Consider the following 22645-nt stretch of genomic DNA (forward strand, 5'->3'; position numbering starts at 1 on the left):
CATTATTAATGCAGAGGGCAAACACAATGGCACTGATACAAACCGCCGAAACACGCTACAGCAAACCGGTACTGGTTGCCGTCAACAAATCTATAGAAGAGGACGACACCCTGGCCCCAATGCGCCAGCATGCTCTCTTCTCATCGCTGACCGACGACGACCTGACCGCATTGATGCAACAGTCCAGACGCCTGCGCCTTGGCCATCACCAACTGCTGTATCGTCAGGACATGCCAGCCCACCATTTCTTCTTTGTGGTATCCGGCCGGCTTCGCCTCTATCGCCTTGATGCCTCTGGCATAGACCGCACACTGGACAGCATAGCCCCCGGCGACTGCTTCGCCGAAGTGATGATCTACGCAGACCCGGCCAGGTACGCCTGTTACGCCGAAGCGCTCAAATCCAGCGAAGTATTGATGATACCCGTCAAGGTTTACCAGGATTTGCTGGAAAGGAAGCCCGAATACACCCAGGCAGCCCTGCGCCATTACGCCAAGCGCGCTATTGCACGATTTCACGACCTGGAAATCATGACTGTCCAGAGCGCCCGTGACCGCCTGATCCGTTACCTGATCGACCTTTTGCCCAGCGGCGTTGAGGAGGGGAGTGAAGTAGAACTGCCCTTACCGAAATGCCTCGTCGCATCCCGCCTGGCCATGCAGCCGGAAACTTTCTCGCGGATTCTGGCAGAGCTGAAATCAAACGGACTTGTGCGGGTTAACCGCAGCCGGTTGTTTATCTCCAACCCGGCCCGACTCATCCAGATCAGCCAGTAAAGACCCAAGGCAGGAACCTTAAATGATCTCAAGTTACACCGATTTGCTCAGAGCCGCTGATGCGGAAGCTGATCCCCAGCGCCTTTTGTTCGTGTTCTGCCGCGCCGAACTGCCGGACGACGCATCCAAAGCCGAAAAGGCCGCCTTTGCCAACGGAGAGGGCGGTGCCCTGACGCCCGTCGTTTGCGTCGACAAGGCGCTTGATGAAGTCAGTGATTTCGACGCGCTTGTAGAGGAGTCGCGGGAGACCGGACAAGCGTGGGATGTGGTTTTTGTTGCTGCAATGTCTGGCCGTGGCGGTATGAAACCGTCCTCCGACGAAGCACAACAGCCTCTCACAATGATGGTGGAATCGATCCGCCTGGGCCACGTGGGCAATTACCTGCCATTGGACAAAAATGGCCAGGCGGTTGCTTTGGGTTAGTCGCTTTAAATAAGTGTTCTAGATGTTCTTAATTTGTGCCAGGGGGGTGTTGTGAGTTTTATTCAACGTGCTGCCATATTGATTGTCGGGATTTTATGTCTTGTCCTGACTACATTTACGACGGCCATGGCAGCGGCTCCCAGAGAGTATGAGCCAGCGGCAGCCCGTCAGGTAATCAAGAAAGCGTTCCCCGCTGTCAACGACATCTCTCCGCGGAAGGATAACCGCGCCATCCAGGAGCTTCGCCGTCATGAAGAGCTTCTGGGTTACGCCTATCAGACCCTGGACTTTGTTCAGACGCCTGCTTATTCCGGCAAACCCCTAAACGCCATTGTGGTGCTCGATACCGAGGGCGAGATCAAGGGCGCGCGAGTGATACACCACGATGAGCCGATTCTTCTGATCGGTATTCCCGAAATCAAGATGCACGAATTTACTGACCAGTACGTCGGACTCAAGGCAGACCAGAGAGTCACAGTTGGCGGTAAATCGTCCGAGCGCCGCGTTGCCGTGGACGGCCTGTCAGGCGCCACGGTTACGGTGATGGTGATCAACGAAGTCATCATGAAAACAGCTCACCGTGTTGGCGCCGAGCTTGGACTTGTTGAGGGTGGAGGTGACGCCAGGCCGCCAAAAGCAGAGCTTCGGACCGGTGACTTCACGGAAAGAAGCTGGGAAGAGCTGACCGGTGATGGCTCTGTTCGCCGTCTGTTGCTTTCACGGGGGCAAGTGGATGATTCGTTCAAGGGTACCGAGGCAGAAGGCGTTGATGAAGCCGCTCCGGCCGAGCGTGACGAGGCACTGATAGATCTCTACACCGGCTACCTCAACGTTCCCACGATCGGCGAGAACCTGCTGGGTGAAAGCCAGTATCAGTGGCTTATGTCCGAACTGAAGGAAGGTGAGCACGCCATCGCGGTGATGGCGAGCGGGGAATACTCTTTCAAAGGCTCTGGCTATGTGCGTGGCGGTATCTTCGACCGCATCCAGATTCGCCAGTTCGGCGATACCTTCAATTTCCGTGATCTGGACTTTCACCGCCTGAGTGATGTTTATGTCGACGGTATTCCTGGCTTCTCCGAAATGGCGATCTTCATCATTCGCCAGCAGTACAATTTCGACCCGGGTACACCCTGGTCGCTGGAGCTTTCCGTCAAGCGCCAGACCGGTCCCCTGGACAGCGAGTTTGCGGTATTCCCGCTGGAATACCAGTTGCCGGACAAGTATTTCACCCGTCCGGAGGTCGAGCTGACCGAGGAGGAATGGCTGGAAACCCAGCCCTTGTGGGTGCAGGTCTGGTATCAGCGCCAGTTCCAGGTCGTTGTTCTGGGCATCGGTATCGGTGTCCTGATGTTCATACTGTTCTTACAGGACTGGCTGGTTAAGAAGCCCAAGGTGACTCGTTGGATACGCCATGCATTTCTGACCTATACCCTGTTCTTTATTGGTTGGTATGCCCTGGGGCAACTGTCCATCGTCAACGTGCTGACGTTCGTGAACAGCCTGATCAGCGGATTCAAGTGGGAAACCTTCCTGGTTGACCCGGTGATCTTCATTCTCTGGGCCACGGTCGCCGGTATTGTTCTGCTGTGGGGCAGGGCTGTTTACTGTGGCTGGCTGTGCCCGTTCGGTGCCTTGCAGGAGCTGGTGAACGAAATTGCCCGCAAGCTCAAGGTGCCCCAGTACACGGTACCGTTCGCTATTCACGAACGCCTGTGGGCGATCAAGTACATCATCCTGCTGGTGCTGTTCGGCGTCTCCCTGGATTCCCTGGCTACCGCCGAGAAAATGGCCGAGATAGAGCCGTTCAAGACAGCCATAACCCTGCGCTTTGACCGTAGCTGGCCCTTCGTTACCTACGCTGTGCTGTTGGTGGTTATAAACATGTTCACCCGCAAAGTCTTTTGCCGGTACATGTGCCCCCTCGGAGCGGCGCTGGCTCTGCCCACCAAACTGCGAGTTTTCGATTGGCTGAAACGTCGTAAAGAGTGCGGGAACCCCTGTCGGTTATGCGACCACGAATGCGAAGTTCAGGCAATTCATCCCGACGGCACCATCAATTACCAGGAATGCCACTACTGCCTGGACTGCCAGATGACCTATTTCGACGACAACAAGTGCCCGCCATTGATAGTCAAACGCCGCGGCAAACGCCGGGGCCATAACGCACCGGGCCATCCGGAACAGATTCCGGTCACCCAGGTGACATAAAAAAAGCAGTTAAACCAAATGCAATACCGCCATGACCAACAACGGAGTTGGACGCTATGAAAAAGAGAGAAGATATCGACAACAATGCACTGGACGAGAGCGGCCTGAGTCGCCGTAAATTCCTTGGTGCTACTGCAATGGCTGGTGCCGTAGGCGCAACCGGCCTGGGTGGGGCTGTAATGACTCGGGAGTCCTGGGCTGCGGCCGTCAAGGACGCCAGGAGCAAGGTTCATGTAGGTCCCGGCGAGCTCGACGAATACTACGGCTTCTGGAGTGGTGGCCACCAGGGTGAGGTTCGTGTGCTTGGCATACCGTCAATGCGCGAGTTGATGCGTATCCCGGTGTTCAACGTGGACTCGGCGACCGGCTGGGGTATCACCAACGAGAGCAAGGACGTGCTGGGTCACGACAATACCTACCTGAACGGTGACTGCCACCACCCCCACATCTCGATGGAAGACGGGCGTTACGACGGCAAGTATCTGTTTATCAACGACAAGGCCAACACCCGGGTAGCTCGTATTCGTCTCGATATTATGAAGACGGACAAGATCACACACATACCGAACGTCCAGGCCATTCACGGCCTGCGGCTGCAGAAAGTGCCCCGTACCAAGTACGTGTTCTGCAATGCCGAGTTCGTGATTCCACATCCGAACGATGGCAGCGAATACAGCCTTGAGAACAGCTACACCATGTTCAACGCTATTGACGCGGATACCATGGAAGTAGCCTGGCAGGTGATTGTGGACGGCAACCTGGATAACACCGATGCCGACTATACCGGCAAGTACGCCGCATCCACCTGCTACAACTCGGAAAAAGCAGCAGACCTGGCTGGCACCATGCGTAACGACCGTGACTGGGTGGTGGTGTTCAACGTTGAACGTATTGAGGCGGCCATCAAAGCTGGCAACTTCAAGACCGTTGGCGATTCCGAGGTCCCCGTAGTGGACGGCCGCGGTGAATCCGAGGTTACCCGTTACATTCCGGTGGCGAAGAACCCGCATGGTCTGAATACCTCACCGGATGGCAAGTATTTCATTGCCAACGGTAAGCTGTCACCGACCTGCTCTGTTATCCAGATCGACAAGCTGGATGACCTGTTCGACAATAAGATCGAGCTGCGTGATGCCATTGTTGCCGAGCCGGAGCTTGGCCTCGGGCCTCTGCATACCACCTTTGATGGTCGTGGCAACGCCTACACTACGCTGTTTATTGATAGTCAAGTGTGTAAGTGGAACATCGCCGATGCCATCAAGAACTATAACGGAGAGAAGACCAATTACATCCGCCAGAAGCTGGATGTTCACTACCAGCCGGGACACAACCACGCGTCCCTGACCGAGTCCCGCGATGCGGATGGCAAATGGCTGGTGGTACTGTCGAAGTTCTCCAAGGACCGCTTCCTGCCGGTAGGCCCGCTGCATCCGGAGAATGATCAGCTGATTGATATTTCCGGTGAGGAAATGAAACTGGTTCACGATGGTCCGGCCTTTGCGGAGCCACACGACTGTATCCTCATTCGTCGTGATCAGATCAAGACCAAGAAGATCTACACACGTGACGATCCGTTCTTTGCCAGCGCTCGTGAGCAGGCAGAGAAGGACGGGATTACTCTGGAAGCTGCCAACGAGATGGTCCGTGATGGCAACAAAGTTCGCGTCTACATGACCTCTGTGGCGCCGCAGTTCGGCACTACGGAGTTCAAGGTCAAGGAGGGTGATGAGGTTACGGTGTATGTGACCAACCTGGACTCCATTGAAGACGTGTCTCACGGGTTCGTTATGGTAAACCATGGTGTGAGTATGGAGATCAGTCCGCAGCAGACGGCTTCTGTGACCTTTACGGCGGGTAAGCCGGGGGTTTACTGGTACTACTGCAGTTGGTTCTGTCATGCGTTGCACATGGAGATGGGTGGTCGCATGTTGGTAGAGAAGGCCTGATCTTCTCTTGTCCGATCCTTGGCTGGGGCTCCTTCGGGAGGCCTGGCTTGGGAGAAGCAATCCAAGAGGAAAGCCCTTTCCAAAACACGCTCCTTCGGCACATCCATGTGACGCTTGGGCTCCGCCATCCATGGCTCCGCACAGTTTTGGAAAGGGCTTTCCTCTCGGCTTGCCGCACTTGGAAGCAGGCCGCTGTCTGTTTCAACTTTGTGAGATGTATTGATGCAAAAAATCATGCGTTATGGGGTGGCCCTGGCCGTCGCCCTGTTATCGCTGACCGCGAATGCGGACCTTCAGGACGAGCTTGATGCACTGGAACCCGGTGCGGTTTTCGAGCTGCCTCCCGAGCAACTTTCGTCGCTGGATTTTCGGGTGCCTGGTGTGACGGTTTCGTGTCATGCCGAGACGGTCATCGACGGGAAAGGTGATGGTAACGCCATCGATATCCTGGCGGAGGAGGTGACGTTTTCCGGTTGTGAGGTGCGTAACTGGGGTGGTGACCTGAACGAGCTGGATGCGGGGATTTTTGTGGCGCCGGAGGCTCGGGGGGCGGTGATTGAGAATAATCGTTTGCGGGGGCCGGCGTTTGGTGTCTGGTTGGATGCGACCCCCGATGTGACGGTTCGTAATAATCGCATTCGCGGGGATGCGTCTATTCGTTCCCAGGACCGGGGCAATGGGATTCATCTGTTCAATACGACTGGGGCGCTGATTGAGGGGAATGATATCAGTCAGACCCGGGATGCCATTTATATTGAGACCGCCAATAACAACGAGATCCGCAACAATGTGATGACGGATCTGCGTTATGGCATTCATTACATGTATTCGATGCACAATCTGCTGGAAGGCAATGTCACCCGGGGCACGCGAACCGGGTATGCGTTGATGCAGAGTAAGTACCTGAAGGTGTTCAACAATCGGTCCGAGAATGACGAGAACTACGGCATTCTGATGAACTTCATCACCAATTCCGAGCTGCGTGGCAATGTGGTGACGGGGGTGTCCCAGGGGCATACGGCCGGTGTTTCGATTTCCGGTGCCGAGGGTAAGGCGGTGTTTATCTATAACTCGCTGTACAACACCTTCGAAGATAATGTGTTCCGTGATAGCAACATTGGTATCCATCTGACGGCGGGCTCGGAGGAGAACGAGATGTTCAGCAACGCGTTTGTGAATAACCAGCGCCAGGTGAAGTATGTGGCCACCCGCACCCAGGAATGGTCAAAGGAAGGGCGTGGCAATTACTGGAGCGATTATCTGGGGTGGGATCGCAACCAGGATGGCATTGGCGATGTCGCCTATGAGCCCAATGACAATGTGGACCGGCTGCTGTGGAAATATCCGGAAGCCAAGGTGCTGATGTTCAGCCCGGCGGTGGATACCCTGCGCTGGGTGCAGGATGCGTTTCCCGTGGTCAAAGCCGCTGGCGTGAGTGACTCCCATCCGCTGATGCGCCAGCCCGAATCTCTACAACCGGAGTCGTGATGAGCTGTTTCCGTCTCGAGAATGTGAGTTACCGCTACGACAAGGCCCTTGTGCTCAACGGTGTTGATCTGCGCCTGGAGCCCGGGGAAATCCTCGGGCTGTTCGGGCACAACGGAGCTGGCAAAACCACCTGTATCAAGCTGATCCTGGGGTTGATGACGCCGACTCAGGGCAAACTGTCGGTGCTCGACGGCGAGGCGGGAGATCCCCACGTTACTCAGCACATCGGTTACCTGCCAGAGAATGTGATGTTCTATCCGCAGCTGACCGGTCGGGAGATTCTGAACCATTTCGCGCGACTGAAAGGGGCACCCCTGAAGCAGGTGCCGCAATTGCTGGAGCAGGTGGGGCTCGGTGACGCCATGAATGCGCGGGTGAAGACCTATTCCAAAGGCATGCGACAGCGCCTGGGGCTTGCCCAGGCGCTTCTCGGCAAGCCGAAACTTCTGATGCTGGACGAACCCACGGTGGGGCTGGACCCGGTGGCAACCGCGGATCTGTACCGGCTGTTGCGCAAATTGCGGGATGAAGGCACGGGCATCGTGCTGTGTTCCCATGTGCTTCCCGGTGTAGAACCCTACATAGACCGGGCTGCGATCCTTACCGATGGTGCCGTGAAGGCCGTGGGCGACCTGGCCTCCCTGCGTCGCCAGGCGAATATGCCGGTGACTCTCTCCATTGAACCGGCCAATGGCACGTCGGCGCTGGAAAAAGTCATTGCCGATGCCTCAGCGGGCAATGGCCTGATGATCAAGAAAGATAATGGAAAACTGCAGGTAGACGTACGCCCATCGGAGAAAATGGCGATGATTCAGGCCCTGCTGAACTCCGGTGAAGTTCAGGACCTGGGTATTCATCAACCCACCCTGGAGGACGTATACGTGCACTTTATTGGCTCCGGTGGTCTTGCCCATCGTGGAGGTGCCCAATGAACAGCATCTGGACCATTGCACGTAAAGAGCTCAGTGACAGCCTGCGCAACCGCTGGCTGATCGCCATCGCGCTGGTGTTTGCCGTGCTGGCCCTCGGTATTGCCTGGTTTGGCGCAGCGGCATCGGGGCAGGTTGGCTATGCTTCCACGCCCGCAACCATTGCCAGCCTCGCCAGCCTGGGTATTTTCCTGATCCCGCTGATTGCGCTACTACTGGCTTACGACGCCATCGTAGGCGAAGAAGAAGGCGGCACACTGCTCCTGCTGATGACCTATCCCCTGAGCCGTGGCCAGCTATTGTTCGGCAAATTCCTCGGCCATGGCCTCACCCTGGCATTTGCCACTCTGATCGGTTTTGGCGTCGCCGGTGTGGCCATCGCCCTGCTGGTGGACGACGTAGCTGTTGGCGCTCTCGCTGCCGCCATGTTCCGGTTTATTGTCTCCACCATCCTGCTGGGTTGGGGTTTCATTGCGCTGGCCTACGTGATCAGCGTCCGCGTCAGCGAAAAACCCGTAGCCGCCGGCCTGGCCCTCGGAATCTGGTTCTTCTTTGTACTGATCTTCGACCTGATGCTCCTCGGCACACTGGTGGCCAGCGAAGGCAAACTGAACCCCGAACTGCTGCCCTGGCTGCTAATGCTCAACCCCACCGACATCTACCGCCTGCTCAACATCGTCGCCTTTGGCGAGGGTGCCCAGTTAAGCGGTGTACTGAGCCTGGGGGCGGACCTGCCCATTGGCGCGGCAGGGTTGTGGTTTGCCCTGGTGCTCTGGTTTGTTATCCCCATTACCGGCGCCTGGGCCCTGTTCCGTCGCCGCCGCATCTAATCTGGAGAATTCCATGCGTATTGCCAGTCTTAAAGTGTTCTCTGCGGCTTTGGTTTTTGCCGTACTCCTGGCCGGCTGCTCTGAGTCCGAAGAGCAGGTCACTCAAATGCCCAACCCTGTGCATTTCGAATCCGGTGACGAATGCCACGTCTGCGGCATGGTCATCACCCGCTTCCCGGGGCCTAAAGGCGAAGCCATAACAGCCCGTGAGCAGGCTGTGCACAAATTCTGTTCAACCCGCGACATGTTCTCCTGGGCATTACAGCCCGAAAACGCCAAGCGTGACCACACACTCTACGTTCACGACATGGCCCAGACCGAGTGGGAGCACCCCGACGACACTGCCCTCATCAACGCGAGGGAGGCCTTCTTCGTAGTAGGATCAGAACGCACCGGTGCAATGGGACCAACCCTGGCCTCGTTTGCCAGCGAGGAGGCGGCGAAAGACTTTGCCAACGAGTTCGGGGGAGACGTCGTCCAGTTCAAAGATGTAACCATGCAGCATCTGACACAGGACATGTCACATCAGAATATGGAGATGGGCAAAGAGAAGAGTGAACACGGCGGAGAGCACTAAAGTCGCATAAGCCCGGAGGTGGATGAACCTTCCGGGATCGTCAAAATCATGGATGATTTTGTCGAGCGTACAGGGATGTATTCACAGCGTATCCCGGAAGGTTCATCCACCTCCGGGCGTTAACTCCGAAATAGCGGTCCCCGGCGCGCCAGCTCAGGGGAGCCTCAGCCCCCAGTCATATTCATAAACCGAAGAATCTGAACATCACCGTCGCTCGAAAAGTGATGACGCTCCGGCTTCAGGTCCATGGCGTTAATGATGGTTTCCCGCAGCTTCTCATTGGTCACGGGATGGCCGCGCAGAACCCGGCGCAAATCCACCGAGTGCTCATTGCCAAGACAAAGCAGTAAGCGGCCTTCCACCGTTACACGCACGCGGTTACAGGTAGAGCAGAAGTTGTGGGAATGGGGTGAAATAAACCCGACCCGGGTATTGCTGTCCGGCATGCGGTAATAGCGGGCAGGCCCGCCGGAGTCCTCGGGAGTGGGAACCAGCTCATGGTGTTGGGAGATTATATCCCTCACTTCGTCGCTGGTGCACAGCACCTCGCCGCGATCATGGTCAGAGATCTCACCCAGCGGCATTTCCTCGATAAAGGTGATGTCCACGTTCTTCTTGCGGGCGAACTCAACAAGGTCCGGTACCTCGTGATCGTTGCCACCTTTCATCACCACCGTATTGAGCTTGATACCCTCAAACCCGGCGTCCCTGGCGGCATCAATGCCATCCAGTACCTGGCTCAAGCGGCCGGTGCGGGTGATCCGGTGAAACTTGTCAGCATCCAGAGAATCCAGGCTGATATTCAGCCGCTTCAGCCCGGCTTTGCGCAAGTCCTCCGCCATAGTCGGTAACTGGCTGCCATTGGTGGTCATGGCAAAGTCCCGCAAGCCGTAGCTGCCGATTTCCTTTACCAATTCCAGAATGTCCTTGCGCACAAGCGGCTCGCCGCCGGTCAGGCGGATTTTCTCGGTGCCCAGGGAAACGAACGTTCTTGCCACGCGGGCGATCTCTTCCAATGTCAGCACTTGCTGACGGGGCAGGAAGGTCATCTCCTCAGCCATGCAGTAAACACAGCGAAAATCGCAGCGGTCAGTGACGGACAGGCGCACGTAGTTAACAGTGCGGCCAAAACGGTCGGTCAACTTGGCTTTGGACATTGGCAGGTTTCCCTGGCTGGTTCATGTGTTTAAAGGATAGCCAAAGTATCGCAGATTACCAAAATCAATCCGATACCTCTCGGGGGGTAATCCCTGGCCGAAAACAGAAACGGGGCCAATGATGGCCCCGTTGCAAGCAGAAGGTATCACGCCTGCTCGGTCACTGCTCCTTCCGGCATTTCCTCGATGGCCCTGAGATCCGGGAAGAGCACTCCCTTTACTACCTGCCAGGATACTGCCAGTGCACCAACGATGAATACCACGTCGCCAATGGTTCTGACCCAGCGCAGGGTTTGCAGGATATCGCTCTGCATGAAGGCCTCGCTGCGGGCGTACCACAGACCCTCACTGGCACTGGCCACGAACTGGATGATGCCGACGGGTAGCAGGCTGGTGAACAGCATCAGCACCAGGCCAATATTCAGCCACCAGAAGCCTACCTTCATCAGCCGCTCGTCAAAGACGATGCGGGGCCGGATGTAGCGCAGGATCAGCAGGGCGAAGCCCAGAGCCAGGAAGCCATAGACTCCGAACAAGGCTGCGTGGGCATGGGTGGGCGTGGTGTTCAGGCCCTGGATGTAATACAGCGCAATCGGTGGGTTGATCATGAACCCGAGAACGCCCGCGCCCAGCATGTTCCAGAAGGCAACTGCTACGAAGAAAGTCAGCGGCCAGCGGATGTTTTCCATCCACGATGCACGGGACTTGAGGCGCCAGTTTTCCCAGGCTTCGTAACCGAGCACCACCAGCGGCACTACCTCCAGCGCACTGAAGGTCGCACCCACTGCCATCACCGGCGTGGTGGTGCCTGAAAAGTACAGGTGGTGGAAGGTTCCCGGCACGCCACCGAGCATGAACAGGCTGGCAGAGGCCAGGCTGGCGGACGTCGCCACGGTGCGGGACACCAGGCCCATGCTGCAGAAGATGAAGGCCAGCGCAGTGGTGGCGAACACTTCAAAGAAGCCCTCTACCCACAGGTGGACAATCCACCAGCGCCAGTACTCCATAATGGAAATGTGGGTGCGCTCACCGTAGAAGAAGCCGGCGCCATAGAACAGGCCGATAGCAACCACCGAAGCGGTCAGCAGTGCCAGCAGATTCTTGTCACCGGGCTGGCGCAGGGCGGGAACAATACCGCGAAGCATCAATACCAGCCAGAACACGATGCCCAGGAACTTGCCAATCTGCCAGAGACGGCCAAGGTCCACGTATTCGTAACCCTGGTGGCCCAGCATGAAACTGAGATGGGCAGGCATGATCTGGTTGATAGCAAAGAAGTTGCCGATGAAGGAGCCGCCAACCACCGCCACCAGCGCCCAGAACAGCACGTCGACACCCAGTTTCTGGAATTTCGGATCCTTGCCGCCATTAATGATAGGGGCGAGGAACAGGCCTGCGGCCAGAAAACCGGTGGCAATCCAGAACATGGCGGCCTGGATATGCCAGGTGCGCATCAGCGAGTAGGGGAACCACTCAGAGGTGTTAATGCCGTAAAAGCTCTGGCCTTCAACCGTGTAGTGGGCGGTAAAGCCGCCAAGCATGACCTGAAAGGTAAACAGGCCAACCACCAGGATCAGGTATTTTCCCAATGCCTTCTGGGAGGGTGTGAGCCCAACGGAACTGAGTGGATCCCTGAGCGGGGCTTCCGGCTCCTCATCCTCTTTGCGCAGGAAGGCCCAGGCCCAGATCAGACCGCCGACACCGGCGATCAGCAGAATGACACTGATGATCGACCAGACCACGTTTTCCGCACTTGGTCTGTTATCAATCAGCGGCTCGTGGGGCCAGTTATTGGTGTAGGTGACATCGCTGTCCGGGCGCTCTGTGGCAGCGGCCCAGGCGGTCCAGAAGAAAAACTCGGTCATCCGCTCACGGCGCTCGGCGCTGGGCAGTGTGTTTTCCTTCATGGCGTAGTTTTCACGGGTGGACTGCAGCTCCGGAGCGTTGCTGAACAGCCGGCTGTAGTAGTCGGCGGTTTCGGCAATAGCCGCGGTCCTGCGCTCGGACAGGTGAAGGGTGCTGGTGGCAGCATCGTAGGTATTGTTGCGGTACTCGGTCTTCAGGTCGTACTGCAGGGCATTCTGTTGCTGCCCGCTGAGGCTGTGCCAGTCCTGCTCGTACTCTTCCCGGGCGGCGATTTCCAGCCAGGTTTCCAGTTCGCGGTGCAGCCAGTCGGCGGTCCAATCCGGCGCCTGGTAGGCGCCGTGGCCCCAGATCGAACCAAGCTGCATGCCGCCGACGGACTGCCAGGCAGTCTGGCCGTCAAGAATGCTTTCCTCGGTCATCAGCAGGTCGCCATTGGCAGACACAACCTTATCCGGAATTGGTGGTGCTTCTCGGTAGACGTCTGCACCGAAGTACCCCAGCAACGTGAAGGTAACCCCTACGATGGCAATCAGTAGAAACCATAGGCGACGGTATTTGGCCATGGTCAGCTCCTCTCAGGTTTAAAGATGTACTAATAATACATGTATAAAAATAAAAAGTAACTGGTTTGAGTCTTTTTGTGGGGGTACCCATAAGGTGCTATTGCCTGGAACATGTTTCAAAAGGCTGTCATGCATAATTCTGCGCTGTCTGTTGAAATTGTGATCAGTTGGGAATATATTTAAGATGTATTTAACATATTATATAAAGGGGAAATGGGGAATGGAAAAGCTACTCGGATTTGCCAACAGCACTCTGCTTGCATCGGCCGTCGGGCTGGTAGCCACAATTCTGCTCGCCTATCCGTTTGCCAGTGCCCTACCCATAGCCGGGCAGATAGTGGCTCATATCGGAACACTGATATTTGCAACCGGAATCAAGATTTCCTACGTCGCCCGTCTGGTGTCGCTGAAGCAACTGGGAAGACCGGTACACTGATAACAGGTAGAAAAGCGACTGATAATAGGTAGAATAGCGACAGATTTTGGTGAGACCTTTGAGAGAAGATGCCAATGAATTCCTTGTCCGGAAGAACCGGTTTCAAAATCCTTGCGTATACAAGTATCGCATTGGCTGCTATCGGTGTTGTCCTGCCTTTGTTGCCGACCACACCGTTTGTTTTGTTGGCGGCCTGGTCGGCCAGCAAAGGTTCGCCAGCTTTTTCCGAATGGCTTGAAAGCCACCAGACGTTCGGCCCGGCGATAGACAACTGGCGCCGAAGACGCGCGATTCCGTTAAAGGGAAAGTGGCTGGCTTTGGTGATGCTGTGTGCAAGTTGGTCCGTGCTGCTTGTAGGCGGTGCAGCACCGGTGGTGCTGGTAGCGACAGGTCTGATGTTTTCTGTCCTAGCCTGTTATCTCTTAACACGTGCATCGTGCTAACGATGTATCTGAAGTATTGGAGTTGGTAAATGCATATCACCCGTTACACCGATTATTCCCTGCGTGTTCTGATCTATTTGGCGGTGCAGGGTGACGAATTGGCAACTATCCAGGAAATTGCCGACAGCTACGATATCTCCAAGAATCACCTGATGAAGGTGGTGCACCAGCTCAACAAAAAGGGTTACATAGAGACCGTTCGTGGCAAAAAAGGTGGCATGCGGTTACACAGGGCGCCGGCAGATATCAACATCGGAATTCTGGTGCGGGAAACCGAGCAGGATCTGAATATTGTCGAATGCTTCTCGTCAAAGAATGCCTGTCGAATCACCCCTGTGTGTGGCCTGAAATCCATGCTTGGTGAAGCACTGACCGCGTTCCTCGAAACCCTGGACAAGTACACCCTGGCCGATGTGATTCAGGATCAGCATCGGCCGCAGTTGCTAAGACTTTTACAGATTGCCTGAATTCCTCCCAGACGCCATTGCCAGGATGGTGTCTCCCGATCAGGACTGAGGTGCCGGATTACTGAATTCCGGCAGCAGTCTGCTCCGCATCCGGTCCGGCAGCGAATACCCGATTATCCGTTTCAGCACCGTGGAGTATTGCTTCGCAAAGGTTCCGGTGTTGTATGGGATGCCATGTTTTTGGCACACCGCCTGCACCTGTTCCGAGATCTCCGGGTAACGGTGGGCGGGGAGGTCCGGAAAGATATGGTGTTCCACCTGATAGCTCAGGTGGCCGCTCAGGACATGCACCCACTTTCCTCCGGTAAAGTTGCTGGAGCCGGTAAGTTGGCGCAGGTACCAGTGGCCCTTACTCTCACCTTCACACTCTTCTTCGCTGAAGGTTTCCGCATCCTGAGTGAAGTGCCCGCAGAAAATTACCGTGGAGGACCAGAGGTTGCGGATCAGGTTGGCTCCAATGTTACCGGCCAGTACCACCGGCGCGACCGGGAAAGTCACCAGGGGAAAGAACACGTAGTCCTTGAAGGCCTGGCGCCCACCCTTGCGGAAGAACTCTTTCAGGAATGGAATCTTCTCCCGCACGGAAATTTCGCGGCGGCGCAGTCGCTCGAATTCCAGCTCATGAAGCCCCACGCCCCACTGGAAAAACACGCTCAACAGCACGTAATTCATGAACTGCAGGCTGTGGGCAGGCTTCCATTTGTCATCATCGCTCAGGCGCAGCAGGGCGTAGCCGTAGTCCCGGTCCTTGCCGATGATGTTGGTGTAGGTGTGGTGCTCATAGTTGTGGGTACGGCGCCAGGAGTCGCCTGAGCATGCAGTGTCCCACTCGTAGGTCTGGGAGTGTAGCGACGGGTCGTTCATCCAGTCGTACTGGCCATGCATCACGTTATGGCCGATCTCCATATTTTCGATGATCTTGGACAGGCCCAGTGCTGTTGTGGCGGCGATAAAGACCGGCGGAATGAATCCGAGAGGCATCAGTGCCCGGCCGCCCACTTCCAGAGAACGGTGAAGGCGGACAATCTTGCGGATGTAGCGGGCGTCCCGTTCACCGAGGTCAGCAATCACCTGGTCACGAATGGTGTCCAGGTCCTGTTCCAGTTCTTTAAGCTGTGTTTCGTTCATCGTTTTCATGGTGTACTCCTTGCGAAATCGTCAGGACAGTTCCGCGAATAATGGGTTCAGGCTCTGCGAGGAGGCCGGTCAGATATCGATAGACACCGGCCCGCTGGGTACCGAGATACAAAGCTGAATGGTTTCGTCGCCTGGCCCGGATGCTTTTCCGGTAAGACGATTGACTACGGTCCCGCTGGTCTTGCGGCAGCTGCACTGGTGGCAAATACCCATGCGGCAACCGTAACGGGGCGACAGCTTGGCGGCCTCGGCAATCTCCAGCAGAACCGCGTCGCCCTCGGACGATACGTCCAGATCGCTGCGTTCGAAGCGCACGGCACCACCAAGTGTGCTGGTATCCAGATTCGCTGCAGGCGCCGAGAAAAAGGTGCTGTGAACCCGGTCTTCAGCAATGCCCCTGCGGTACAGAAGGTCGTTGGCCAGGTCCATCAGCCCCTTGGGGCCGCAGAGATAACAGCGCCTTGCCGGCAGGCCGGGCACGTCACCCAGGTGCTTTTCGCAGAGTAACTGTGGCTCGGATTCGTTGGTGGTAAAGATTTTCAACGTGAAAGCAGGCCAGCGAACGGCCAGTGCCCGCAGTTTTTCTGCGGCAATGACATCTGCCTGGGTGCGTACGTAGTAGAGCAGGGTAATCGGTGCCCGATAACCTGACGCCGCCATGGTTTCAAGTTGACTCAGGACGGGTGTGATACCACTGCCCCCGGCAATGTACAGGGCCGGTTCCTGAGGATCTGGTATCCGGAAATCTCCGAAGGCTTCGCCAAGGCCAACGACGGCACCAGGCTCAAGGTGGTCGTGCATCCAGTTGGTCACCAACCCCCCGGGCAGGCGCTTGATGGTCAGGGTTGCCTTACCGTCAGCTCGCCATTGCAATGGCGAGCTGGACAGGCTGAAGGTCCGGTTACGGCGCACACCATCAACCTCAACACCGATATTGACATGCTGACCGGCTTCGAACCCTTTCCAGCGCCCGGCCGGCGCCAGCACAAAGGTTTTGGTGTCGGAGGTTTCATTGAAGATCGCCGCTACCCTGGCGGGCGTGTACTGCTGCACCCACATGGGATTAATCCGCTCCAGCAGGGGGTCAAAAAAGGCAGCCGGGTCATCCCGGTTAAAAAGCTGCCTGCCCAGCCAGTGCAATGTTGATGACTTTTCCAGTAGGGCTGTCATGATCGCGCTCCTATGTACTGATGTGTACAAGTGTTCACTAATGTGTACGACTGTACACTTAGTGCTCTGGGCGGGCAATCAGTCATTTCATGATGGCGCAAAATGACAAGTTTGGGTTATTTTCGGATTTTGGATGTGTACACTTGTTATCTTGTAATCAACCAGTGAGCTGTAGCGGGGCCATGGCAGACAGGAAACGACCCAAACCGGGGGAAACCCGTGAAAAGCTGATGAATGCAGCACTGACTCTGGTAGGTAAAGGCCGGCACTTTGCCAGCCTGGGTATTCGGGAAGTCACCCGCCAGGCTGGCGTGGTGCCCACATCTTTCTACCGGCATTTCCGCAATATGGACGATCTGGGTCTGCAGCTGGTGGACGAGCTGGGGCTGGTACTGCGGCGTATGATGCGGGAGGCCCGCGCCAATGTGTCCCAGGCGGACAAGCTGATTGATGAATCGGTGGGGATTTTCATCACCCACGCCCAGAACAACCGCGCCTTCTTTATGTTCATGGCCCAGGGCCTGGCGGGGGAGAGCAGGGCGGTGCAGGAAGGCATTCGCAGCGAAATGCGTTATTTTGCCAGTGAGTTGGCCAACGACCTTCGCCGGATGAAACTGGCGGAGCATCTCAGCGATGCCGACCTGGATCTGACCTGTGACCTGGTGGTGCGCAGCGTTGCCTTCAGCCTTACCGACATTCTCGGGATCTCACCCGAGGACACCTATCAGGAAGAACAGGTGAGGAAGCGCACGGCCCGCTTCCTGCAATTGATTTTTGTCGGCGCGGCCAACTGGAACAGTCATCCCTGAGCGCCGCACGCGCACTGTTGCTTAAATCACCGTCACCATGCCAATGGCCACAAGCGTCGCAACGACTGGAATGGCTACCGTCACGACAAAGATGTCTTTATAGGCTTCTTTGTGCTTGAGGCCCATGATGGTCAGCATCGCAATAACCGCGCCGCAGTGTGGTAGTGAGTCGATGCCGCCGGAACCGAGTGTGGCAATCCGGTGCAGGGCCTCAGGCTCCACGCCGAGCGAGAGATATTTTTCGGCAAACGTCTGCATGAAAATCTGCAGCCCGCCTGACCCCGACCCCACAATGGCCGAGACCACACTGACCGAAGCGAATACGGACAGCAACGGTGGCAGCGGCAGTTCCAATACCCACTGGGCAAAGCTGTTGAAGCCGGTGGTCTGGGTCACCACGCTGCCGAAGCCGATTACCGCCGCGGTGTTCAGCAACGGCATGATGGCATCATTGGCGCCGATGCCCAGGCTTTCCATGGCTTTGCTGCGGAAACCGGGAAACAGTACCGGGCAGCTCGCAGCGCCGATCAGCAGAGCAAAGCTGGGCCACACGATCGGCTCATTTCCGGCAAAGGCAATCAATGGTCCGAGCACTGGCGTTTCGCCATCGGCAATGCCAAGAGCGGTCAGCAGCCTCGGCACGATGATGGTGCCCAGTACCAGCAGTAGCGGAATAATGCTCAGTTGCCATTTCGGGCCATGCTGCAGCGCCGGCGCCATGTTTTCCATATATTCATCCTGGGCATTGACCACGTAGCCTTCTCCGGCCGCACGGGCCTTGGTCCACTGCCGCTCCAGGTAAACCATGCCCAGCACAAACATCACCGCAGCAGCGGTCAGGCCGATGAGTGCGCCGGCAAACAGATCGGTGCCCAATGCCGAGGCAGCGATGACGTTATGAATGGAAGGGGTGCCCGGTAGCGCCGTCATGGTAAAGGTGCCGGCGCCCAGAGCGGTCGCACCGCAGAACAGTCGTTTGGGGAGATTGGCTTCCCTCATCAGCGCCACGCCCAGCGGGTACATGGTGAAAATCACCACAAACACCACTACGCCACCGTAGGTCAGCAACGCACACACCAGCATGGTCACAAGAATGGTGCGTTTGGCCCCAAGGCCCCGGGTGATGGCACTGGCAATGGACCCGGCTGCCCCGCTGGAAGCCATCATCTTGCCGAAAATGGCACCGGTCAGGAAAAGGATAAAAAACTTACCGGCGAAGCTGAAAGCGCCCAGTGGTCCAAAAGGAAAATGGTCGAGAAGAGCCGGCGCGACTCCCAAACCGTTGGTCACCGCAACGATCAGGCTTGACACCAGTGCCGCGACCAGAATATTGACCCCGCGCAGGGCCATGACAATCAACAGAACAAGACCGGCCAGAAGGCCCAGATTTGCAAGCATGAAGGTGAATCCGATAGTTGTTATTCAGGGGGCTGGGGTCACATGACCCCTTCAGCTTTCTTGTACAGTGACCGCACTGGTCGGGCGAAAACCTGCCGGACCATGGGTTCGAAATAGGACAGTGGCAGGGTTTCAGCATCCGGGTCGAATGCCGGTGAGTCGTACTTGTGAACGAATTCGATGGTGCGCTCAAAGTGAGGGTGGTCCTGGTACCGGTCCCTCATATCCCGGTCCATGCCGAGGTAGTGGAAGAAGAAATAGCCCTGGAAAATGGCATGGTGTTTTACCATCCAGTGATTGGCTTCGCTGACAAAGGGTTCCAGCAGCACCGCAGCGACATCGGCATGGTTATAGGAGCCAAGAGTGTCGCCAATGTCGTGCAGCAGGGCACACACCACGTATTCGTCGTCTTTTCCGTCCCGGTGGGCGAGGGTGGCCGTTTGCAGGCAGTGGGTCAGCCGGTCGATGGGAAACCCGCCGAAATCCCCTTCCAGGAGTTTGAGATGCGCCAGAATTCGCTCTGGCAAACCTTTGGCAAATTCACCGAAGGACGAAGCGATAATCTGCCAGTCCTCTGGTTTGCCATCTTTCATGTGGGTGAACGTGGCCTGGTTTTCTGATCGTTGGCTCATCTTGTTCTCCAGTTATACTCGGAAACTGCCGAGTGTAGGTAAGAGTGATCGGCGAAGACTGTCAATTCGTTTACAATTCAGGTCATGACCGATATCAAGGCTGTCCTCGCCCAGTGCCCTTTATTCGCCGGCTTCCCCGAAACCGCGTTTCGCGATCTGGCGGCCATTGCCCGCATTCGCCGTTTCGAGGCCGATGAGCTTATCCATAGCAAAGGTTCCGCCACCTCAACCCTCAATGTAATAGCCAGTGGCGTGGTGCGGATAAGTTCAGTCAATCCGGCAGGGAGGGAAGCCACTCTGGTGATGTTCAGTGCCGGAACCTGGTTCGGAGATTCGGTGTTTTCTCCCGGGATGCGGCGGGTCTATGGTGCCACCGCTCACGAAGCTGCAACATTGGTCGAGTTCCCGGGGGATCTGTTTCGAGAGCTTATGGCGCGGTATCCGGAGTGCTACCCGGTGATTGTTGATATGGTCAGCCGCCGGTTATGGGCGGCGATGTCGATCATCGAAGACGACGCTCTGAGGGGCATTGCTGCAAGAGTTGGCCGGCGGCTGCTGTTCCTGGCACAGATCCAGGGTAACGATGTTGTCGGGACGGACCCGGTGACTATCTGGATCACCCGGGAGCACCTGGCCAATATGATGGGGATGACGCGTCAGGGCGTGCATAAATGGATCAAGGATTTTGAGCGGCGGGGGCTGGTGCAACTGGCTTATGGCAGGATCACGTTAACGGACCCTGTCGTATTGCAGCGCCACCTCGATACCATTGATTAACGCCCGGCCCCGCAGGGCCGGCATTGCATCAGGTCTTGGGTGTGGCTTTTTTGCGCGGCGCCCTTCGAGCCCTGGTGGCCGACTTCGCTTTTCCTGCCGCAGGTTCGGATTTACCAGGCGGAGGCAAAACCAGGCTTTCCAGTTCATCCAGAGCCTCGCCGGTATAGACCGCGAGTTTCTGCATACTGGGCAGCGTGTCGCGGCAGCCTGTGAAGCCAAAGTTCAGTGAGCCTGCGTAGCTAAGGCAGGTGATGTTGAGAGCTCCACCGTGGGCAATCAGTGACACGGGATACATGGCTTCCAGTCGCGCGCCTTCGTAATACAGCGTTTCTTCCGGGCCCGGCACATTGGAAATGGTCACGTTGAAAACCGGCCGCATGCGCCCGCCCATACCCGACATCAATTGCAGGATATAGGGCGACATCAGCAGCATGGTGTACTGGGTCAGTGCCTTGCGGGGCAGCTTTTGCAGGTGTTGTTTTGCCCGCCGGGTGGATTGCTTGATATGCGACAGCCGTGTCAACGGGTCCGCTTCATTGGTTGCCAGTGAGGCAATCATGAAACTGATCTGCGTCCCCGTACCCTGGTCGTCAGAGGGGCGGATATTAACAGGGATACCCGCAGTCAGTGGTGTCTCCGGCAAGCCGTCCTGTTCCAGAAGAAAGCGTCGCAGGGCGGTACCACAGAGGTAAAGCACGATATCGTTCAGGGAGCCATTGGTGGCCTGGCTGACCTTTTTGATGCGCTCCAGTTGATAGTGCTGGGTAGCAAAGCGCCGTTGGCCGGTAACCCGATGATTGAGCGCCGACAGTGGGCCCGCAAATGGCGCGGTAAGCCCGTCTTCCGGGTGCCGCGCTGACTTGATCAGTCGGTTCATGGCGTCCCACAGGCGCGGGGCCATATCGGCCTGCAGTTTCAGAGCATCCATTGCCTGTGAAAATGCGGCGGGAACGCTGGCTTCATCGTCGGTTTTACTGCCGCGGGTGCGGTCCGGGCGCACCGACCAGGGAGGCAGCATATTGATTTCACCCGGGTCCTTGCTCAGCACTCGCTGCATCAGCCGGACACCGCTAATGCCGTCGATCATCGAGTGGTGCATCTTGGTGTAGAGTGCAAAGCGGTTGTTCTCCAGCCCTTCGATAATGTGGCATTCCCAGAGGGGGCGGGAAAAATCCAGCGGGTTGGAATGTAACCGTGACACCAGGATGCCCAGCTCGCGCTCGCTGCCGGGGCGGGGCAGCGCTGAATGGCGAACGTGGTAATCCAGGTCGAGCTTTTTGTCGACCTTCCAGGAGGGAGCCACCAGGCGGCCAAGAAATCCGGGAAACGCCAGCCTGTAGCACCAGGGGGGAGCAATATCGGCATCTGCCTTCATTCGGGCAAGCATGTCCCTCAGAAAGGTTTCCGGGGCATCTTCCGGAAGCGAAAAAATCTGCAGATTGCCAACGTGCATCGGAGTGTCTTCCGACTCCACAGCCAGCCAGGATGCGTCCAGTGTTCCCAGGCGTTTCATCAATCGTCCTCTTGCCTTTGTTCTGCTGAACGGTGAGCGACACTCAGCCTTTCCGTTCACTTAATTGTTGTTCGCAAGTATACGCAACAACAGGGATAATCACACGATGAACGAAGTGAAAGCTTTCAACTTTTTTGCTTCGCTTGTGCTATTTTCTTTAGCTGGCTAACTTCCTTAAAACAATAATCCATGGAGGCACTGTGGAGTCCAGTCCGCTGATTTCTGCAGGGTTACCGATCGCCCTGTTTATCATCATGATCGGTATCGGCATGACCCTGTCCGTCAGGGATTTTCGTCAGGTAGCGGTCTATCCCAAAGGCATGATTGTGGGCACGATTGCCCAGATCCTGCTGATGCCCCTGATTGCCTTTGCTTTGGCCTCCATGCTCAATCTGCCTCCCGCCATTGCTGTGGGTCTTGTGATTATTGCGGCCTGTCCGGGCGGAACGACCTCCAACCTGTTTGTGTTACTGGCGCGGGGCAATATCGCCCTGTCGATTGTGCTGACAGTCACTGCCAGCCTCATCACCATTGTTACTCTGCCAATCCTCACAAATTATGCGCTGCAGTTGTACGCGGGAACGGAGGAATCCATCACTCTGCCGGTAGGGCGCACGGTGGGCATGCTGATTGGTATTGTGTTGTTTCCGGTTGCTGTCGGTATGGTTTTTCGCACCCGCGCACCCGATCTGTCACGTCGCGCTGAGAGTGCGGTGAGCGTATTCGGGGGCGTGGTTCTGGCGCTGCTGGTGGTCGGGCTGGTCTGGGGAGTGCGGGACCAGATCTGGGATCTGCTTCGCCAGGCGGGCCCTGCGACTATGTTGTTGAACCTGGCGGGTATTTTTCTCGGTCTTCTGGCAGGCAGGGCGGCCGGGTTAACCCAGCGTGAGTCCATCGCAGTTGCTGTAGAGCTGGGCATAAAGAACAGCACCATTGCCTTGCTGGTGACCCTGACGCTACTGGAGTCCAGCACCATGTCGATTCCCGCAGCGGTCTACGGCGTGTTGATGTTCCCCATCGGTTTTCTGTTGGCGGCCTATGGCCGGAAAATTATTCCGGCTACGGTGATCACCAAACCGGTACACGAGACCTGACC

General features: G+C 56.7%; 21 protein-coding genes. 14 read left to right on the forward strand and 7 right to left on the reverse strand.

Annotation, left to right across the window (positions count from 1 at the left end):
- Positions 1-26: 26 nt before the first annotated feature.
- From M8010_RS06080 to M8010_RS06115, 8 genes are all read left to right on the forward strand, one after another.
- Positions 27-776: a Crp/Fnr family transcriptional regulator gene (locus M8010_RS06080; RefSeq protein WP_250089658.1), complete on the forward strand. Its 750-nt coding sequence runs from the start codon at positions 27-29 to the stop codon at positions 774-776.
- Positions 777-798: 22 nt separating this feature from the next.
- Complete coding sequence (locus M8010_RS06085) at positions 799-1200, forward strand: ribonucleotide reductase subunit alpha (RefSeq protein WP_250089659.1); 402 nt, start codon at positions 799-801, stop codon at positions 1198-1200.
- A gap of 126 nt (positions 1201-1326) precedes the next feature.
- Positions 1327-3411 (forward strand): transcriptional regulator NosR, encoded by a 2085-nt coding sequence (nosR, locus tag M8010_RS06090; RefSeq protein WP_250090142.1) that lies wholly within the window; start codon positions 1327-1329, stop codon positions 3409-3411.
- A 56-nt stretch (positions 3412-3467) separates the two neighbouring features.
- Complete coding sequence (nosZ, locus tag M8010_RS06095) at positions 3468-5357, forward strand: TAT-dependent nitrous-oxide reductase (RefSeq protein ID WP_250089660.1); 1890 nt, start codon at positions 3468-3470, stop codon at positions 5355-5357.
- Positions 5358-5579: 222 nt separating this feature from the next.
- Positions 5580-6845 (forward strand): nitrous oxide reductase family maturation protein NosD, encoded by a 1266-nt coding sequence (locus M8010_RS06100; protein ID WP_250089661.1) that lies wholly within the window; start codon positions 5580-5582, stop codon positions 6843-6845.
- Positions 6845-7777 (forward strand): ABC transporter ATP-binding protein, encoded by a 933-nt coding sequence (locus M8010_RS06105; protein ID WP_250089662.1) that lies wholly within the window; start codon positions 6845-6847, stop codon positions 7775-7777. The genes M8010_RS06100 and M8010_RS06105 overlap by 1 nt, the downstream gene beginning before the upstream one ends.
- Positions 7774-8604, forward strand: a complete 831-nt coding sequence (locus M8010_RS06110) for an ABC transporter permease (protein WP_250089663.1) — start codon at positions 7774-7776, stop codon at positions 8602-8604. The genes M8010_RS06105 and M8010_RS06110 overlap by 4 nt, the downstream gene beginning before the upstream one ends.
- 13 nt (positions 8605-8617) lie before the next feature.
- A complete protein-coding gene (locus tag M8010_RS06115; RefSeq protein ID WP_250089664.1) occupies positions 8618-9181 on the forward strand; it encodes a nitrous oxide reductase accessory protein NosL in 564 nt (187 codons plus the stop codon).
- A gap of 164 nt (positions 9182-9345) precedes the next feature.
- Here M8010_RS06115 and moaA read toward each other — a convergent pair whose 3' ends face one another.
- Both moaA and M8010_RS06125 read right to left on the reverse strand, forming a co-directional pair.
- Positions 9346-10338, reverse strand: a complete 993-nt coding sequence (gene moaA, locus M8010_RS06120) for a GTP 3',8-cyclase MoaA (protein ID WP_250089665.1) — start codon at positions 10336-10338, stop codon at positions 9346-9348.
- Positions 10339-10484: 146 nt separating this feature from the next.
- Positions 10485-12767 carry a nitric-oxide reductase large subunit gene (locus tag M8010_RS06125; RefSeq protein ID WP_250089667.1) on the reverse strand — a complete coding sequence of 761 codons (2283 nt, stop codon included), beginning with the start codon at positions 12765-12767 and terminating at the stop codon, positions 10485-10487.
- 220 nt (positions 12768-12987) lie between these two features.
- Here M8010_RS06125 and M8010_RS06130 point away from each other — a divergent pair, with 220 nt between their 5' ends.
- From M8010_RS06130 to M8010_RS06140, 3 genes are all read left to right on the forward strand, one after another.
- The gene (locus tag M8010_RS06130) at positions 12988-13203 is read left to right on the forward strand and encodes a hypothetical protein (RefSeq protein ID WP_250089668.1); all 216 of its coding nucleotides are present in this window, start codon (positions 12988-12990) and stop codon (positions 13201-13203) included.
- A gap of 74 nt (positions 13204-13277) precedes the next feature.
- The gene (locus M8010_RS06135; RefSeq protein WP_250089670.1) at positions 13278-13646 is read left to right on the forward strand and encodes a YbaN family protein; all 369 of its coding nucleotides are present in this window, start codon (positions 13278-13280) and stop codon (positions 13644-13646) included.
- A gap of 29 nt (positions 13647-13675) precedes the next feature.
- On the forward strand, positions 13676-14113 hold the full coding sequence (locus M8010_RS06140) for an RrF2 family transcriptional regulator (protein WP_027833056.1): 438 nt from the start codon (positions 13676-13678) through the stop codon (positions 14111-14113).
- Between the two features lie 39 nt (positions 14114-14152).
- Here M8010_RS06140 and M8010_RS06145 read toward each other — a convergent pair whose 3' ends face one another.
- On the reverse strand, positions 14153-15250 hold the full coding sequence (locus M8010_RS06145) for a fatty acid desaturase family protein (RefSeq protein ID WP_250089671.1): 1098 nt from the start codon (positions 15248-15250) through the stop codon (positions 14153-14155).
- Between the two features lie 69 nt (positions 15251-15319).
- Positions 15320-16420 (reverse strand): ferredoxin reductase, encoded by a 1101-nt coding sequence (locus M8010_RS06150; RefSeq protein WP_250089673.1) that lies wholly within the window; start codon positions 16418-16420, stop codon positions 15320-15322.
- 182 nt (positions 16421-16602) lie between these two features.
- Here M8010_RS06150 and M8010_RS06155 point away from each other — a divergent pair, with 182 nt between their 5' ends.
- The gene (locus M8010_RS06155) at positions 16603-17229 is read left to right on the forward strand and encodes a TetR family transcriptional regulator (protein WP_250089674.1); all 627 of its coding nucleotides are present in this window, start codon (positions 16603-16605) and stop codon (positions 17227-17229) included.
- A 21-nt stretch (positions 17230-17250) separates the two neighbouring features.
- Here the strand turns inward: M8010_RS06155 and M8010_RS06160 are convergent, their stop codons facing one another.
- Positions 17251-18627 (reverse strand): GntP family permease, encoded by a 1377-nt coding sequence (locus tag M8010_RS06160; RefSeq protein WP_250089675.1) that lies wholly within the window; start codon positions 18625-18627, stop codon positions 17251-17253.
- Between the two features lie 38 nt (positions 18628-18665).
- On the reverse strand, positions 18666-19259 hold the full coding sequence (locus M8010_RS06165; protein ID WP_250089677.1) for an HD domain-containing protein: 594 nt from the start codon (positions 19257-19259) through the stop codon (positions 18666-18668).
- A gap of 84 nt (positions 19260-19343) precedes the next feature.
- On the opposite strand from M8010_RS06165, the gene M8010_RS06170 reads away from it, so the two are divergent.
- Positions 19344-20036: a Crp/Fnr family transcriptional regulator gene (locus tag M8010_RS06170; protein WP_250089679.1), complete on the forward strand. Its 693-nt coding sequence runs from the start codon at positions 19344-19346 to the stop codon at positions 20034-20036.
- Between the two features lie 28 nt (positions 20037-20064).
- Here the strand turns inward: M8010_RS06170 and M8010_RS06175 are convergent, their stop codons facing one another.
- Positions 20065-21549 (reverse strand): WS/DGAT/MGAT family O-acyltransferase, encoded by a 1485-nt coding sequence (locus M8010_RS06175; RefSeq protein WP_250089680.1) that lies wholly within the window; start codon positions 21547-21549, stop codon positions 20065-20067.
- Between the two features lie 200 nt (positions 21550-21749).
- On the opposite strand from M8010_RS06175, the gene M8010_RS06180 reads away from it, so the two are divergent.
- Positions 21750-22643 carry a bile acid:sodium symporter family protein gene (locus tag M8010_RS06180; protein ID WP_250089682.1) on the forward strand — a complete coding sequence of 298 codons (894 nt, stop codon included), beginning with the start codon at positions 21750-21752 and terminating at the stop codon, positions 22641-22643.
- Positions 22644-22645 lie beyond the last annotated feature (2 nt).

This window comes from Marinobacter sp. ATCH36 (genome assembly GCF_023555055.1).
In the GTDB taxonomy this organism is placed as follows: Bacteria; Pseudomonadota; Gammaproteobacteria; order Pseudomonadales; family Oleiphilaceae; genus Marinobacter.